The sequence below is a fragment of the Devosia sp. genome, from assembly GCF_040509215.1.
Classification (GTDB): Bacteria; Pseudomonadota; Alphaproteobacteria; order Rhizobiales; family Devosiaceae; genus Devosia.
On sequence record NZ_JBEVLL010000406.1, the window covers coordinates 1 to 13387 of the forward strand.

Here is a 13387-nt window from a genome sequence, read left to right on the forward strand (position 1 = left end):
AACGATAGGGTGCGTCTCGCCATTGGAAACATTGACGAATCCATCCGGCGCCAAAGGTGACGGCGCCACAAGAACCCAGCGCCACGGCGAACACGTCAGCGTCGCAAACGCCAACCGCTCAGGAAAACCTGGCCACCAACGAGGCGAGAATGTGGGCTCATACATCCACTCGATCGTCTCGCCCTGCCGATAGAGTTCGACCATTTCCTTGTCGAGTTCCGGCCCTGGCCGATTGGTCATCAGCCCGCCGATCTCATAGCGCACTGTCGCAAGCACCTTGCCGCCGCTGACCAGTGCCCAACCGCCCTGGATCTCGTTGAGCGTGTTGACGGCCAGTGCCATGGCCTCATCCGAAGAGCCGACCACCCAGATATTGTGCTTGTCGTGGCCCATGGAACAGGCGAGAGCGGTGTCTGCGGTCTTCGGTCCGGTCCCCAGCCAGAACATCTTAGCCGTTCGTCCTTCGCCCGAAAAACGATCGACGATGGCAAACTTCGTGATGTTCCGCTCGCTGTCGCGCTGCACCAGCCCATCCACCACCGGCAATTCAGCCGTGATGAACTCATCATGCCAATGGAAGGGCCGCAGCAGCGCCGCGTTGACGTTCTCCCTCTCGTCCGGCGCCGCAATGGCAAAATCGGCCGTCAGCATTTTGCGCTGGATATTGACCGACGACGTCGCCCATTCCGGCCAGTCGATCTTAGGTACCTCTGCTGTGTAGGTCTTTCCCGATGACACTTGCCGTCCGTCGGCCCAGACCTCCCCGATGCCAAGGCTCTTCTCGTCATCGAGCAGTACCAGATCGGCGAAGCGGCCGGGGGCAATCGCGCCGACCCAGGGCGTCAATCGCATGTGCCGTGCCGGATTGATCGTCACGAGCTGCACCGCGATCTCGAGCGGTAGGCCCGCCTCCATGGCGAGGCGGACATTGTGGTCCGTCGCCCCGAGCTTCATCGTGTCGGAAGCGCTGCGATCATCGGTGCAGAGCGCAAAATTCGACCAGTCCTGCTGGCCCTGTGCCAGAAGCCCCGTGATGATGTCTTTCAGCGAATGCGGCCGCAATTCCATGAACAGCCCGCGCCGCAGCTTGTCGGCCACTTCTTCTGGCGTCCATGCCTCGTGGTCCGAAGCCATGCCGGCGCCCGCGAAGGCATTGATATCATTGATCCCGCGCATGCCCGCCGCATGGCCTTCGACCACCCCGCGCTGCGCAAAAGTCGCTTCGATCATCCCCCAGAGCCGCTCATGCGAAGGGTTCTCGGGGTTCCAGACCGCCGGCCAATCCATCACCTCATCAAGACCCGCCACCAGAAGATGATCGCGCAGAAACTCGTTCTGTTCGGCAAAGCCGAAATGCCCGCCGCCCCATTCGTAGGCGGTCGGCGGCACGGCAGAGCCCGGCAGCGGAAAGATCTTTGCTGGCGAGCCAGCGCGGCGTGCCGTCAGCCAGAATTCGAGATTCTTTGGGCCGTTGACGTTGGAAAATTCGTGGCTCGCCTCGCAGGTCCAGGTGCAACCATGCGGCAGCACCAGCGCCGCTTCCCATTCGGGCGTCAGATGGCTCGATTCAATGTGCTTGTGCACTTCGCCAAAGCCGGGCACGGCGCTAAACTGCCGGCGGTCGACGCGTTCGGCAACCTCGCCGGGATAGGCGCCGGCCCGCCCGACCCAGGCAACACGGCGGCCCGAGATGACGACCTCCTGATCCTCATGCCAATTGCGGCCATAGGTATCGAGAAGCCGCCCGACGCGCACCGCGCGGTCCGCCGGCTTCTTGCCCAGGGCAACGAGGGCCAGATGCTTGCGGATCGCCACCTCGTCCTTGGCATTGACAATGAGGTCGTCGGGAAGGGGAGTGCTCAAGAAATATCCAGTCTCAAATAGGTAGGCCGCGCCTTGGCGCTGCCTCTTTGTATTGTCCCATAGGGTGGTTCTGCTGGGCAAGCCAGATCAGGCGTTCCTGCGGCCCAGTCAGCTCGAAGACGCGATGGAATTCTTCGGGGCGGCGACGGACTGGCGCACCACCAGTTCGACTGGCAACCTGGTTTCCGCTGGTGGGGTCTGCCCATCGAGCAAGGCGAAGAGATGCTTTACAGCCAACTCTCCCATCGCGGCGACCGGCTGGCGAATGGTGGTCAGTGGCGGATCAACGAGCGCGGCAAAAGCCATGTCGTCGAAGCCGACGAGGCTGATATCCCTGGGAATGGAGAGCCCAAGCCCGCGCACCACCTGCATCACGCCAATGGCGATATAGTCAGAGCAGGCAAGGATGGCGGTTGGCCGATCGGCCGCATCGAGCAGCACCGAAGCGGCAGCCGCGCCATAGTCGCGCGTATAGTCTCCCAGCAACACCCGGCCCGGACGCACCGGCAGGCTGGCTTCGTCCATGGCGCGCGCAAAGCCGGCAAGGCGTTCGTTGACACTCATCAGCCGGTGCGGGCCGCCGATCAGCGCAATCTCCGTGTGCCCCATGGCAATGAGATGCTGTGCGGCGAGATAGGTGCCCTCAGCATTGTCGACGAAGACCCGAGGAACGCTGACGCCGGCGATGTCCTCATCAAGCAGTACGACATTCTCTCGCCCGGCAAGGAGATTGGCGAGCGAACCATCATCCACCCGATTGGTGGTCATGATCAGTCCATCGACATGGCTGTCGGCCATGCGACGGATGGCGTTGATCTCGGCATCAGCATGGCCGCCGGTGGAGGTGATATAGACCGAATAGCCGCTGGCATGAGCCTGGCGTTCGACGGCCGCCGCGAGCTCGGCAAAAAAGGGGTTGGCGATATCTGGCGTGACCAGAGCGATCGCCTCGGACTTCCCGGTCGAAAGTCGCCGCGCCAATAGATTGGGGCGATAGTCGAGCTTGGCTATGGCTTTATCGATGCGGTCGCGCGTTGCCTGGGGCAGGTCGATGCGATTGTTGAGGTAGCGCGACACGGCCGTCGGCGATACCCCGGCCTCGGCGGCGACATCGCTCAGCGTGGCCATCTCTGCCCCCTAGACGCCATACCGCTCCCTCCATGCGGCAACGATGCGCAGGCTTTCCCCCAGAATACCCGAGACAAGCGCCTCTCCCTTGGCGGCAGTCGAAGGCCGCGGATCGCCAAAAACGCCCGAAGCATTGAAATTCCGAAACTGCATCGGCTCGCTGCCGAATGTCGGTGGAAAGTGCGGATAGGACGGTTCGGCGCGCTCCATATCGACTCCCTCCGGCGCCACGGCGAGCATGATCGACGTCTCGACTTCATCGGCGTGATAAAAGCCCGGCGCCGCCGGCTGACTATCGCAGATGTCCGAAGCAAACCGCTCGAGCCCGGGATAGTCGAGATGGCATACGGGCAGCCCGGCGATTGTCAGCGTGCGGGCCGCCAGCAGCATGGGCTCGCGATTGCCAAAATGTCCGTTGACGAAAATGAGACCCTGCACGCCCATGCGCAACAGTTCGTGGCCGATATCCTCCACCATTGCCTGCAGCGTGCGCGGCGAGATGGAGATCGTGCCGGGATAGGTGCTGGCCGTCCAGGCATCGCCATAGGTGATCGGCGGCAGCAGCAGCGCGTCGAGTTCGTCGGCGAGGCGCATGCCGACCCCATGGGCCATGTCGGTATCGGTGGTCAGCGGCAGGTGCGCACCATGCTGCTCGCAGGCGCCCAAAGCCAGCACCGCCAGCGTTCCGTCTTCTATGCGTTTGGCGACATCGACCCAAGGTGTGCGCGAGAAATCGGCTAGGCTCATGGCGTCCATCCCAACATATTCTGATGCACTTCAGGCGCAACACACGCCAACAGATCACTACCGAGGATCAGGTCGTCCGTCTCCGCCCCGGAGGCTTTAGCGAGCAGAGCGGCAACGGCTGAATCTGCGGCAAACTGCTCGATACTCATAGGCAGTCTGCCGAAACAATATGCAGAAAATTCTTTCGGCGAACACTTGTGCAAACCGCCATCGATAGCATTTGACAACCTTCGCGGAACCGTCGTTAGATCAGCTATGTAAAGCGCTTTACTAACGACCGGTCAAATGGGTTCTACGCTCCTTCGCAATGCAACGGTTCTCACTGTGGATGGCGGCAATACCGTCTTTCCCGCCGGTTGGGTGGCCTTTGCCGATGGACGGATCACCGGCGTCGGTCCCATGGAAACCTGCCCGCCAGAGGCTGATTTCGACGAGGCGAAGGTGCTTGCGGGCCACCTCGTCATGCCGGGCCTTGTCAATGCGCACACCCATTCGGCTATGGTGCTGTTCCGCGGCCGTTCGGAGGGGCAAAGTCTCCTCACCATGGAAGGCTGGTACAATTCCATCCGCGAGCCGGAACTGTCGCTGATCGCCTCAGACATCGGTCCTGCTGTCGCGCTCTCCTGCGCCGAAATGGCGCTCTCGGGCACCACGACGTTCTGCGATCAATACTTCTTTGCCGAAGAGATCGCCGAAGCGGTCAAGGATGCCGGCCTCCGCGCGGTGATCGCCTATGGCATCGTGCAACTGGGCGATAAGGAGCGCGGCGAAGAGGAACTCGCCAAGGCCACGAATTTCTTGAGGCAGCAGCGCTCCGCCGATGGAAGGGTGATCCCCTGGTTCGGCCCGCACGCGCCCTATGTCGATAACACCGAAGACCTGCTGCTGGCCGAAGTCGCAGTCGCCAATGAATATGGCGTCGGTCTTCACCTGCACATGGCGTGCGGGCCCGAAGACAACGAGGAAACCGAACGTCGCTACGGCACGACGGCTGCAGTAGCGCTCGAAAAGCTCGGCTTCTTCGATGGCCGCATCCACGCGGCGCACTGTCTCGATCTCAGCCCCGAAGACATCGCGGTTTTCGCCCGCGCCCCACACGCGTCCATTTCCCACAACGCAACCGCCGGCCTCCGGTCGGGCCGCGAAGGCATCTGCCCCGTTGTGGATCTCAAGGCTGCCGGCGTAACCGTGGCGCTCGGCACCGATAATGTCGCCGCCAACAATGGCTATGACATGATCAACGAGATGCGCGTTGCCGGTCTTGTTGCCTCGCATCGCGAGGGCAGGGCACAGCCCATTTCCAGCGCCGAGCTGGTGCGCATGGCGACCATCGAAGGCGCCAAGGCGCTTGGCCTCGACCACGAGATCGGTTCGCTCGAAGTCGGAAAATCGGCCGATATCATTGCCATCGATATTTCCGGCGCTGGCTATTCCGAAACCCCTGACATTGAGACGCTTCTCGTCTATTCGGGAAGTGGACGGGATGTGCGCCATGTCTTTGTCGCCGGTGAACAACTGGTGCAAGATCGGCAGCTCCTGCGTCGGCCTTTTTCCGAAATCCGGGCCGAGTACTCAAACACCTATAAGGATTTCTGGGCCCGCGTCGAAGCGGCTCGGAAAGTGGCATAATGGCAAGAAAACTTATTCTCGATACCGATGGCGGCGTCGACGACGCACAGGCCCTTCTCATGCTGATCGCCAATGGCCGTACGCCGGACGCGATCACCACCGTCTTTGGCAATGTCGGCCTCGATGCGGCTACCCGCAATATCCTCACCGTGCTCGAAGTCGCCGGCAAAGGTTCTGTGCCGGTGCACAAGGGCGCCGATCGCCCGCTGACCCAGCCGGTCATCGATGCAAAGTACATTCACGGCGAAGACGGCCTCGGTGGCGCTCCGCGTCCCGCCAAGATTCCGGATGTCGCCAGCACCAATGGCGTCGGCTATCTGGTGGATACCTTCCGCGCTGCCGCCAAGGCCGGCGACAAGGTCGACATCCTGATGATCGGGCCGCTGACCAACCTGGCGCTCGCTTTGCGTCTGGCCCCCGATATTACCGCCAGCATCGGCCAGCTCACCATCATGGGCGCCACCGTCTATGGCCGTGGCAACACCACCCCGGCTGCCGAATTCAACATCTATGCTGACCCCGAAGCTGCCGCCATCGTCTTTGGCACCGAGCTCGACATCCTCGTTGCCCCGTGGGAACCCTGCGTCACCCACTTCATGACGGGCGACGAAGTCGAAGCTCTGCTCAAGGACGTTCCGGAAAGCCCGGAAAAGACCTTCTCGGTCGCCCTCGTCGAACACGCCCGCCGCACCACCGTCGGCTATGGCGGCCCCGATCACTTCCGCTTCGTCGATCCGCTGGCCATTGCCGCCGTCATCGAGCCCGAACTCGTCACCAAGACCCTGCGTGCCTCGATGGATGTCAGCCTCGCGCCCGGCATTACCCGCGGCATGACCGTGGTTGATCCAACCGGTCGCCTCGGCACGCCCATGGTGACCATTATCGAAGAAGCCAAGGTCGATCGCCTCGTGGCGCTCTATCGCGCTTCCGTCGCCTACCGCGCCAATACCTGACAAAGCCAAGGGAGCTCCGTCAATGTCCATGCCTAAATTCTCGCGTCGCGCTTTTGCGGGCCTCGTCACCGCCGGCCTCCTGGCCTCGGTGTCGGCCGGTGCCGTCATGGCGCAGGAATACACCAAGGAAAACCCGCTCAAGGTTGCCTTCGTGGTGCATGGCACGCTCGGCGACAAGAGCTTCCTCGACAGCGCCGCTGCCGGCCTCGAACGCGCCGAGGCCGAGCTGCCGGTTGCTGTGACTATCATTGAGGCCGGAGCCGATCGCGGCCGCTGGCAGCCGGCCCTGGCCGATGCCACCGATCAGGGCTACGACGTCGTGATCGGCGGCACCTGGGAAATGACCGGCTTCATGTCTGAACTGGCGCCCGAATATCCCGACACCAAGTTCATTATTTTCGATGACGCGCCCGATTTCTCGACCGGAAGCTTCGGCAACATCCTCGCCATCAATTACCGCGTCTCGACCGCAGCTTATCTGGCAGGTTACGCGGCGGCCAAGATCAGCGAAACCGGCAAGCTCGGCGAGATCCTGGGTGTCGAAGGCGCCACCATTCTCGAATTCGCCGTCGGCTTCGAACAGGGCGCCAAGGCCGCCAATCCCGATATCCAGGTGACCCGCGCCGTGGCCGGAAGCTTCACTGATCCGGCAAAGGGCAAGGAACTGGCTCTGGCTCAGTTCGCCCAGGGTGTTGACGTTGTCTTCCCGATCGCCGGCGGTACGGGCATCGGCGCCCTGCAGGCCGCGCGCGACGAAGGCAAGCTTGCCGTCGGCGTCGACAGCGACCAGGCCGTTATCTTCGAGGCTACCGACCCGGCGCAGTCGGAAGTGATCTTCACCTCGGTGGAAAAGAAGGTGGGTGACTCTCTCTTCACCGCCCTGCAGCAGACCCTTGATGGCACGGCTCCCTACGGTAGCAACCTGCTGCTCGGTCTTGCCGATGGCGCCGTCGGCATCGCCAAGAATGCCTATTACGAAAAGCTGGTTCCGGCCGAGGTTCGTGCCGAGGTCGACGCTGAAGAAGCAAAGATCATCTCCGGCGAAATCACCGTCGAAACCGCAATTCAGTAGTTCATCCTTCGGCCTCGCCTTTTGGCGGGGCCATTTTCTGCATGCGGAGTCCGGGCATGGCGCCTCTGCTCGAAGCCATTTCCATCGGCAAGACCTATCCCGGCGGCACCATCGCCAATGATGGCGTCAATCTCACCATCGAGGCAGGCGAGGTCCACGCCGTCGTCGGGGAAAACGGCGCCGGCAAATCCACGCTGATGAAAATCCTGTTCGGCATCGAACAGCCCGATCGCGGCGAAATCCGGCTCGATGGCAAGCCCGTCAGCTTCGCCAATCCGCGCGACGCCATCGACCATGGCGTGGGCATGGTGTTTCAGCACTTTTCGCTGGTCCCGTCTTTCTCCGTCTATGAAAACGTCGTTCTCGGCTCCGAGCCGCGCAATGGCATCAAATTCGACCGCAACGAGGCCATCGATAGGGTCCGCGCCCTGTCGGAAAAATTCCGCCTCGCCGTCGATCCGCTGCCACCCGTCGGCGAGCTTCCGGTGGGCCAGCAGCAGCGCGTCGAAATCCTCAAGGCGCTCTATCGCGACGCCCGCATTCTCATTCTCGACGAGCCGACCGCCGTGCTTGCGCCGCAGGAGGTCGAAGAGTTGTTCGTCGCCGTCCGCGCGCTGGTCGCCCAGGGCCGCACCGTCATCTTCATTGCCCACAAGCTGCCAGAAGTTCTGGAAATTTCCGATCGCATCACCGTCATGCGCGGCGGCAAGACCGTCGGCTCCGTCAACGCGAGAGATGTCACCGAACAGAGCCTCGCCACCATGATGGTCGGCCGCGAAATCGCCTTGCGCGTCGATCGCGCCAAGGGCCGCGGCGAACTCGCCTGCGAGGTCAAGGCGCTAAAGCTCGAAGCCGAAAACGGCGTCACCGTCGCCGCAGACCTGAACCTCAAAGTCCATTCTGGCGAAATCCTCGGCCTCGTCGGCGTCGAAGGCAATGGCCAGGCCGAACTGCTTGAAGCCATCGCCGGCCTTCGTCCCATCGCCGATGGCGTCGTCTATCTCAACGGCACGAGCCTTGCGCCAAAAAGCGTCCTCGAACGTCGTGGGCTTGGGCTTGCCAGCATCCCCGAAGACCGCATCGCCCGGGGTCTTGCGACAGGCGCCACCATCGCTGAAAACCTCATCGCCACCCGCCTCGCCGACAAGCGTTTCGTGCGCAATGGGCTCCTCGACCTCAAAGCCATCAAGGCCAATGCACTCGCGCTGATCGAGCGCTTCTCCATCCGCTCCGGTGGTCCCGGCTATGCCGTCGGAACGCTGTCCGGCGGCAATATGCAAAAAGTCGTCGTCGCCCGCGAACTTTCGGAACAGCCCAAACTGCTCCTCGTCAATCAGCCGACCCGCGGCGTCGATCTCGGCGCCACCCAGTTCATCTGGAAGTCGCTGACCGATGCCCGCGATGGCGGCGCCGCTGTGCTCCTCAGTTCGGCCGACCTATCCGAGCTCCTGGCGCTCTCTGATCGCCTCGTCGTTTTCTATCGCGGCAAGATCGTCGCCGCCTTCGTCAATTCCGATGATCTTACCGCCGAAACGCTTGGCACCTACATGCTTGGCCTATCGAGCCAGGACCCCGAAATCATGCGGGCAGCCCTCCAATGAGTAGCACCTCTCCCTCCCGCTGGGCCATGATTGGCCGCGAAACCGGCCGCGCCCTGACCGCTGTGGTCATTGCGCTCGCCGTCGCCCTCGTGGTCATTCTCCTCACCTCGGCCGATCCCGGCGCCGCATTCCAGACGCTGCTCACCGCGCCGCTCTCATCCAACCGCACCATGGGCCTCTGGATCGACGATGTCGCCAAGCTCACCCTGACGGGCCTTGCCTTCAGCCTCGTCTTCCAGGCCCGGCAATTTTCCATGGGCGTGCAGGGCCAGGTCTATATGGGCGGGCTCTTTGCCGCGCTCATCGCCATGTCACCCATCGGCGCAACGCCTCTCGCCATTCCTGTCGCCATGCTCGCCGCCATGTGCGCCGGCGCCGTCTATGGCTTCATTCCCGGCTATGCAAAAGCCCGCTTTGGCGCCAGCGAGATCGTCTCCTCGCTCATGCTCAACTACATCGCCATCCTTGTGGTGAACTACCTCATCCGCGCCCATCTCGCCCCCGCCGGCACCGGCCAGTTGATGACGGCAAAATTCCCCGATACGGCGATTTTTCCTGCCATCGTGCCCGGCACGCGCTTCGATCTCGGCATTGTCATTGCGTTGATCGCCACCTTCGTTGTCTGGTTCCTGCTCTACCGCACCAGTTGGGGCCTCAAACTTCGCCTCGTCGGGCACAATCCCAAATTCGCAGAGTATTCAGGCATCCGTTCGAGCTTCGTCATGGTCTCGGCCATGACTGTCGCCGGCGCCTTCGGTGGCCTCCTCGGCTCCGTCTTCGTCCAGGGCCGCGCCTTCGGCAATCTGGCGCAGAACTTTGACGGCAACCTCGCCTTTGAAGGCATCCTTATCGCCATCGTCGCCCGTTCGCGTCCGCTGGCCGTGCCCTTCGTCGCGCTGGCCTATGGCTATCTCCGTCAGGGCGCCCAGCTCATGGGCATCCGCACCGATGTGCCGACCGAAATGATCTCGGTGGTCCAGGCCATCATTATCCTCTTGGTCGCGTCGTCCTTCTCTCTGCCGGGCAAGAAGTTCATTGCAGGGCTCTTCGGCAAAAAGCCCACGCCAGCCGCAACGCCGGAGGTCGCAAAGTGATCGAACTCCTCGTCACCGTCTTTTCCGCCACTTTTTTCGTCACCGTCATCCGCACCACGACGCCGCTGCTCTTCGCCACCCTCGGCGGGCTCATCTCCGACCTTTCCGGCGCGCTTAACGTCGCTCTTGAAGGCATGATGCTGATCGCGGCGCTCACTGCCGTCGTCGTCTCGGTCTATGCCCCCTGGTATGTCGCGGTCCTCTCGGGCGTCGCCGCGGGCGGTATACTCGGCGCGCTCATGGCGCTGTTCCACCTGCGCTTCAAGGCCGACATCATTCTCGTCGGTTTTGCCGTCAACATCCTCGCAACCGGCGGCACCGTCTTCGCCCTCTCGCAGGCCACTGGTGGCGACAAGGGTACCTCCATCAATCTCCAGTCCAAGGCCGTCCCGGCCGTAGACCTCTCCTTCCTCGAAGCCATCCCGGTCGTCGGACCGACGCTGAAGGCTCTCCTTTCCGGCCATTCGGTCCTTTCCTGGCTCGGCGTCTTCATGGTCTTTGCGGTCTGGTATTTCCTCTTCCGCACCCCATACGGCCTCTGGCTGCGTGGCGTCGGCGAATACCCCGCCGCCCCGGAGGCCGCGGGCATTCCGGTGGGAAAAGTGCGTGCCTGGAGCCTCGTCGCCTCGGGCGCTCTCGCCGGCATCGGCGGCGCCCAACTGGCCATGTTCAACTATATCGGCTTTACCCGCGACATGACCGCCGGCCGCGGCTTCATCGCCCTCGGCGCTGTGCTGCTCGGCGCCCGCCACCCAGTCGGCGCCATGCTCGCGGCGCTGCTCTTTGGCGTCTTCGAGGCGCTCGCGGTCGTCATGCCCAGTCTCTTCAATTGGATCCCCAGCGAAATGATCCAGACCATCCCATTCGTGGTGACGGTCCTCGCTTTGGTCCTCTTCTCCTATCGCGCCCAGCGTGCCCGCCAGATGCGGACCCTCTCCAAGATATGAGCGCGCTCGACTATCGCAGCTTCCCCCGGAAGGCGTCGTAAAGGTACAAATGCGCGAAACGCTGGGGATCGTCAGGTGAACATCAACATAGCCGGGGCTGGCATAATCGGCACCTTCTTCCACGCACCAACGCGTGACCGGCTGGAAGTGCTGGAAAACGTCCTCATTCGCGTTGATGACGCCGGCGCTATCACGGACATCCATCCCGCCGGCGACTCCATGCGCACCCTTGTCGAAGCCGAACTGGGCGAGCGCCTCTTCCGCCTCCCCGACGGCCATTACGGCCTTCCCGGCCTCGTCGACCTGCATATCCATGCGCCGCAATATCCCCAGCTCGGGCTCGCTCTCGACGAGCCGCTGGAAGTCTGGCTGCAGAAATACACTTTTCCGCTCGAGGCCCGCTACGCCGACCTCGATTTCGCCCGCACCCACTATTCCGTTCTCGTGGCAGACCTCCTCGCCACCGGCACCACGACGGCCCTCTACTTCGCCACCCAGCACGAAGCCGCGACAAAGCTCCTCGCCGATATCTGCATCGAAAAAGGCCAGCGTGCCCTCGTCGGCAAAGTGGTGATGGACGACCCGGCGGCTTGCCCGGACGACTATCGCGACGAGAGCGCTGCGACGGCGGTGGCCGAAACCCGCGCCGTCATCGCGCATATCCAGGCTCATCCCAAAAACGGGGCAGGGCGCGTTCTCCCGGTCATCACCCCGCGCTTCATCCCGTCCTGCACCGATGAGGCCCTTGCCGGCCTCGGCGCGCTGGCCGAGGAGTGCGGTTGCCACGTCCAGACCCATTGCTCGGAAAGCGACTGGGCCCACGGCCATGTGCTTCAGCGCTTCGGCATCACCGATGCCGCCGCCCTCGACTCCTTCGGCCTCCTCACCCGCAAGACCGTCCTCGCGCATTCGAACTTCCTGACCGACGACGATATGGACCGTCTCGTTGCCCGCGGCGCTGCGGTGGCCCATTGCGCGCTCTCAAACGTCTACTTTGCCAACTCCGTCTTTCCACTGCGCCATGCGCTCGAAAAAGGCGTGCACGTTGGCCTTGGTACCGACATTTCCGGCGGCCCATCTGCCTCGCTGTTCGAAGCCTGCCGCACCACGGTGCAATCGTCCCGGATGCTTGCCGAGGGCACTGATCCGTCGCTGCCGGCCGACGAGCGCGGACGTCCCAATTCGGCGATCGACCTCGTCACGGCATTCCATCTGGCAACAGCCGGTGGCGGGGTGGCGCTCGACCTTCCCATCGGCGTTCTCGCGCCCGGCTATCGCTTCGATGCCCTCGCCGTGGACACAAATGCGCGAGCCGGCGCGATCCGCCTTTTCGACGAAACTGCCCCGGCCGCCGTGTTCCAAAAGCTGATCTATGGCGCGACGCGCGCCAATATTGCCCATGTATGGGTCGATGGGATCGAACGCACCCCTTGAAGGAATCTGTCGCCCGGGTCCATGGTAGAACTGGTCGGGTGGTGGAAAAGGGCGATGGCGACGATGGAGTTCAAGGTTGTAGCGGCCAGTTATGACGCTGCCGCCCAATTGCTCTCCTATACGGCAACGGGCCTGCGCAATGGTCTCAAGTTTACCGTCTCGTCCCGCGTCAAATGCCTCAAGGATCCGGGCTCGAAAGAGCGCCTGCACATGGTCGTGCTGATCGCCCTGACCGATCACTTCAAACGCCCGAGCCCATCGGGCCTGAGATGGTAGCGCCATTGCCCGGACAAGCCGGGCAATGACTTCAATTTAGAGGCCGGACAGCCTCAGAACTCCGACCAATCCTGCGCGATGGCCGCATTGCCCTGGCTGCGATAGACCGGCGCAGGTTTTCTGAGCGAAGCCTTGCGCTCCGGCGCCACGCTGCGCGACGCGCTGTCGGCTAGTTGGAAGACGTCCACCACACGATCAAGGTCGGTCGCCTGCGCTTCGGTCTGCTCGATCGAGGCATTGATCTGCTCAACCAGCGCCGCATTGTGCTGGGTCATCTCGTCCATCTGCCGCACGGCGGTGGTCACTTCTTCGATGGCCGAAGCCTGTTCGCGGCTGCCGCGGGCAATGCTGCCAAGCAGTTCGTTGTTTTCGCGAACCGCCTCCAGCATGGTGAGCAGCCGATTGGCGGCATTCGCCACGAGGCGAGAGCCGGCCGATACCTCGCCGCTGCTCTGCTCGATCAGCTGCTTGACGTCGGACGAAGCCTGCGCGGCAGATTGCGCCAGTCGCCGCACTTCGACGGCGACCACGGCAAAGCCCTTGCCTGCTTCGCCAGCGCGCGCTGCTTCCACCGAAGCGTTGAGGGCAAGCAGGTTGGTCTGGAAGGCGATGTCGTCGATCATGCCGATGATGTTGGAGATCT

12 protein-coding genes are annotated in these 13387 nt (G+C 62.8%); 8 read left to right on the plus strand and 4 right to left on the minus strand.

All coding sequences use genetic code 11. The features are described 5' to 3' along the window. The 3 genes from ABW043_RS22540 to ABW043_RS22550 all read right to left on the minus strand — a co-directional run. A partial coding sequence (locus ABW043_RS22540; RefSeq protein WP_353923435.1) for an adenine deaminase occupies nucleotides 1–1863 on the minus strand: 1863 nt, incomplete at its 3' end. A gap of 108 nt (nucleotides 1864–1971) precedes the next feature. Beyond that, entirely contained in the window at nucleotides 1972–2991 is a 1020-nt protein-coding gene (locus ABW043_RS22545; protein ID WP_353923436.1) for a LacI family DNA-binding transcriptional regulator, read from the minus strand. Between the two features lie 9 nt (nucleotides 2992–3000). After that, nucleotides 3001–3738, minus strand: coding sequence for a creatininase family protein (locus tag ABW043_RS22550; RefSeq protein ID WP_353923437.1), 738 nt, complete (start codon nucleotides 3736–3738; stop codon nucleotides 3001–3003). 285 nt (nucleotides 3739–4023) lie between these two features. Here ABW043_RS22550 and ABW043_RS22555 point away from each other — a divergent pair, with 285 nt between their 5' ends. The 8 genes from ABW043_RS22555 (at nucleotide 4024) to ABW043_RS22590 (ending at nucleotide 12744) form a co-directional block, all read left to right on the plus strand. After that, nucleotides 4024–5367 carry an amidohydrolase family protein gene (locus ABW043_RS22555; protein WP_353923438.1) on the plus strand — a complete coding sequence of 448 codons (1344 nt, stop codon included), beginning with the start codon at nucleotides 4024–4026 and terminating at the stop codon, nucleotides 5365–5367. Then, a complete protein-coding gene (locus tag ABW043_RS22560) occupies nucleotides 5367–6320 on the plus strand; it encodes a nucleoside hydrolase (protein ID WP_353923439.1) in 954 nt (317 codons plus the stop codon). Before ABW043_RS22555 ends, ABW043_RS22560 begins: the two co-directional genes overlap by 1 nt. Before the next feature lie 22 nt (nucleotides 6321–6342). Beyond that, nucleotides 6343–7392: a BMP family lipoprotein gene (locus ABW043_RS22565; protein WP_353923440.1), complete on the plus strand. Its 1050-nt coding sequence runs from the start codon at nucleotides 6343–6345 to the stop codon at nucleotides 7390–7392. Between the two features lie 56 nt (nucleotides 7393–7448). Next, on the plus strand, nucleotides 7449–8993 hold the full coding sequence (locus ABW043_RS22570; RefSeq protein WP_353923441.1) for an ABC transporter ATP-binding protein: 1545 nt from the start codon (nucleotides 7449–7451) through the stop codon (nucleotides 8991–8993). After that, the gene (locus ABW043_RS22575; protein WP_353923442.1) at nucleotides 8990–10087 is read left to right on the plus strand and encodes an ABC transporter permease; all 1098 of its coding nucleotides are present in this window, start codon (nucleotides 8990–8992) and stop codon (nucleotides 10085–10087) included. The genes ABW043_RS22570 and ABW043_RS22575 overlap by 4 nt, the downstream gene beginning before the upstream one ends. After that, nucleotides 10084–11034 carry an ABC transporter permease gene (locus ABW043_RS22580; protein WP_353923443.1) on the plus strand — a complete coding sequence of 317 codons (951 nt, stop codon included), beginning with the start codon at nucleotides 10084–10086 and terminating at the stop codon, nucleotides 11032–11034. Before ABW043_RS22575 ends, ABW043_RS22580 begins: the two co-directional genes overlap by 4 nt. 75 nt (nucleotides 11035–11109) lie before the next feature. Then, nucleotides 11110–12468, plus strand: coding sequence for a guanine deaminase (gene guaD, locus ABW043_RS22585; RefSeq protein WP_353923444.1), 1359 nt, complete (start codon nucleotides 11110–11112; stop codon nucleotides 12466–12468). A gap of 54 nt (nucleotides 12469–12522) precedes the next feature. Beyond that, nucleotides 12523–12744: a hypothetical protein gene (locus ABW043_RS22590; RefSeq protein WP_353923445.1), complete on the plus strand. Its 222-nt coding sequence runs from the start codon at nucleotides 12523–12525 to the stop codon at nucleotides 12742–12744. 53 nt (nucleotides 12745–12797) lie between these two features. Here the strand turns inward: ABW043_RS22590 and ABW043_RS22595 are convergent. Further along, nucleotides 12798–13387 (minus strand): methyl-accepting chemotaxis protein (locus tag ABW043_RS22595; RefSeq protein WP_353923446.1); only part of this gene is annotated, 590 nt, incomplete at its 5' end.

Excerpts from the sequence above, each read along its gene's own strand:
- ABW043_RS22545 (WP_353923436.1), bottom strand. The coding sequence starts at position 2,991 with ATGGCCACGCTGAGCGATGTCGCCGCCGAGGCCGGGGTATCGCCGACG.
- ABW043_RS22550 (WP_353923437.1), bottom strand. The coding sequence starts at position 3,738 with ATGAGCCTAGCCGATTTCTCGCGCACACCTTGGGTCGATGTCGCCAAA.
- ABW043_RS22555 (WP_353923438.1), top strand. The coding sequence starts at position 4,024 with ATGGGTTCTACGCTCCTTCGCAATGCAACGGTTCTCACTGTGGATGGC.
- ABW043_RS22560 (WP_353923439.1), top strand. The coding sequence starts at position 5,367 with ATGGCAAGAAAACTTATTCTCGATACCGATGGCGGCGTCGACGACGCA.
- ABW043_RS22565 (WP_353923440.1), top strand. The coding sequence starts at position 6,343 with ATGTCCATGCCTAAATTCTCGCGTCGCGCTTTTGCGGGCCTCGTCACC.
- ABW043_RS22570 (WP_353923441.1), top strand. The coding sequence starts at position 7,449 with ATGGCGCCTCTGCTCGAAGCCATTTCCATCGGCAAGACCTATCCCGGC.
- ABW043_RS22575 (WP_353923442.1), top strand. The coding sequence starts at position 8,990 with ATGAGTAGCACCTCTCCCTCCCGCTGGGCCATGATTGGCCGCGAAACC.
- ABW043_RS22590 (WP_353923445.1), top strand. The coding sequence starts at position 12,523 with ATGGCGACGATGGAGTTCAAGGTTGTAGCGGCCAGTTATGACGCTGCC.